General features: G+C 66.1%; 3 protein-coding genes. 1 reads left to right on the top strand and 2 read right to left on the bottom strand.

The window, feature by feature from the left end; translation table 11 throughout:
- Together EON91_RS14240 and EON91_RS14235 are read right to left on the bottom strand one after the other, a co-directional pair.
- Positions 1-386 (bottom strand): methionine biosynthesis protein MetW (locus tag EON91_RS14240; protein WP_292096033.1); only part of this gene is annotated, 386 nt, incomplete at its 3' end.
- Positions 383-1,549, bottom strand: coding sequence for a homoserine O-acetyltransferase (locus EON91_RS14235; RefSeq protein WP_292096031.1), 1,167 nt, complete (start codon positions 1,547-1,549; stop codon positions 383-385). The genes EON91_RS14240 and EON91_RS14235, both read right to left, overlap by 4 nt.
- Positions 1,550-1,726: 177 nt before the next feature.
- On the opposite strand from EON91_RS14235, the gene EON91_RS14230 reads away from it, so the two are divergent.
- A partial coding sequence (locus EON91_RS14230; RefSeq protein WP_292096030.1) for a hypothetical protein occupies positions 1,727-2,412 on the top strand: 686 nt, incomplete at its 3' end.

The following is a 2,412-nucleotide window of genomic DNA, read 5'->3' as shown; positions in this document are numbered from 1 at the left end:
ACGCGCCAGTGGCCGTAATTGCGGAACGAGACGATGACGCGGCGGGCGATGCGCGAGAGTTCGTCGAGCACGAATTTCGGGCGCGCGAGTTCCTGGATGGTCTTGGACAGGATGGCGACATCGTAGGCGTCGTCTGGGTAGACGGGCAGGTCGGCGTCGGCGTTGCCTTGCACGACGGCGAGGCCCTTGGCGACACAGGCGTTGACGCCGGCTTGTTCGACTTCGAGGCCGCGCGTGCGAGCGCCGCGTTCGGACTGAAGCAGCTCCATCAGCTGGCCATCGCCGCAGCCGACGTCGAGGACGAGTTCACCCTTGTTGATGAACTGCGCGATGGCGACGTGGTCGGCGCGGCGTGTCGCGATTGTCGTTACAGTTTTGGATGTCATGCGCCGGCCTTCGGCAGTCCGCGGGCGTTGGCGGCGGCGGCAACGAAGCCGCGCAGGCCGGCTTCGAATTCGGGCTCCTCGACGAAGAAGGCGTCGTGGCCCTTGTCGGTTTCGATGTTGACGTAGCTGGTTTCGCAACCGGCGGCGTTGAGCGCGCGCACGAGGTCTCGGTTTTCTTCCGGCGAGTAGTGCCAGTCGGAGGAGAACGAGAAGACGCAGAAGCGGGTGTTGAGGCCGCGGAAGGCGTTGGCGAGGACGCCGCCATGTTCGTTGGCGAGGTCGAAATAGTCCATCGCGCGGGTGATGTAGAGATAAGAGTTGGCGTCGAAGCGATCGACGAAGGTCTGGCCCTGGTGGCGCAGGTAGGACTCGATCTGGAAGTCGGCGTCGAAGCCGAATGTTTTCGACGTGCGGTCCTGCAGCTTGCGGTCGAACTTACGCTTGAGGGCGGTCTCCGACAGGTAGGTGATGTGCGCAGCCATGCGGGCGACGGCGAGGCCCTTCTCGGGCCGCGTGCCTTCGGTGAGGTAGGCGCCATTGCGCCAGTTGGGATCAGCCATGATCGCCTGACGGCCGGTTTCGTAGAAGCCGATGTTCTGGGCGGACTGGCGCGGGGCCACGGCGATGGGGACGGCCGCGAAGACACGGTCGCGGGCCTGGATCGTCCATTCCAGCACCTGCATGCCGCCGATCGAGCCGCCGATGCAGAGGAAGATGTTCTGGATGCCGAGCTTGTCGAGCAGGGCGATCTGGGCGCGGGCCATGTCGGCGATGGTGATGATGGGGAAGTCGGTGCCCCAGTACGTGCCGTCCGGCTTGCGGCTGGCCGGGCCGGTCGAGCCCATGCAGCCGCCGAGGATGTTCGAGCAGATGACGAAGAAGCGGTTGGTGTCGACGGGCATGCCGGGGCCGACGATGCGGTCCCACCAGGCGGGGCGGCCGGTGACGGGGTTGGGCGTGGCGGCGAACTGGTCGCCGGTGAGGGCGTGGCAGACGACGACGACGTTGGACTTGTCGGCGTTGAGCGTGCCCCAGGTCTCGTAGGCGATTTCGACATGGTCGAGCGTGCGGCCGCTATCCAGCTTGAGCGGCTGGGCGGGCGTTGCGACGGACAGGCGTTTCAGCCCATCCGCGCCGCTGAGGGTGCGGGCGGGCGCGTTCATGGTTCAGAGCCTAGATCAGGTCGGGCACGGAATGAAGCAATAGGCAGGATCAGCGCAGCACCTCAAGCGTGTGGGTAGAGGAGTTTGCAAGTCGCGCGGTTGATACAGGGTTTTGGGTTAAGCGAAACTCAGGTATCACATTCTCTGCGCTGGGGAGCGTGACTGAAGTCGAGTACGATGGCTGCTGATAGCTTCCACGCGTCTACCGCGACAATGAACGACGTCTTCCTGTCGGCGATGGCCGAGAAATGGCGTGAAATGAAGGATGCCCCGGCCGTTTCGGCAGCGGGCATCGGTTTCCGTCCAGCGCGGGAGGCCTCCGAAGCGCGGCGTCTGGCCCGGGCTGCGGCCGCGGCGGGAATGCCGGCCGACGCTATGGTGCGTGTCTGGCGCTCGCTCTGCGGGGATGTGGCGGCCGCGCGGGGGCTCATGGCCGTCTATGTGGCGGGCGGGGATGTGGCCCAATCAGTGGAAGCGGCGCGGGGCTATTTCGGCTTCGGACCCAACATGGTGGCGCTGATGGGCGTGCGCGATGCGCTGGAACGGGCGGATTCGACGCCTGGGGCGCTGGCCTGCGTGCCGTGGCCGGAACATGCGGGCGCCGGCCAGTGGTGGCCGATGCTGAACGAGAACAAGTTCCGCAACCTGGCGATCGTGGGCGGCTGGCCCAGCCTGCCGAGCACGGCGGGCGAGACGCCCCGTATCGCCATTGTCGGCAAGATGAGCATGGAAAGCTCCGGCGATGACGACACGCTGGCGACCGCCCATGACGACCAGTATTCGGCCGAGAAGCTGCTGCAGGACGTCGGGCTGAAGGCGGAAGTGGTGGGCCGGGCGCGTTCGCTGGCCCTGATCCGGATCTC

The sequence above is a fragment of the Brevundimonas sp. genome (assembly GCF_004210735.1).
Taxonomy (GTDB): domain Bacteria; phylum Pseudomonadota; class Alphaproteobacteria; order Caulobacterales; family Caulobacteraceae; genus Brevundimonas.
The sequence above is the reverse complement of the archived record's forward strand: the minus strand, read 5'-3'. Positions and strand labels throughout refer to the sequence as shown.

Bases quoted from the DNA above. Each gene is read 5' to 3' on its own strand.
- EON91_RS14235 (WP_292096031.1), bottom strand. From the start codon at position 1,549: ATGAACGCGCCCGCCCGCACCCTCAGCGGCGCGGATGGGCTGAAACGC.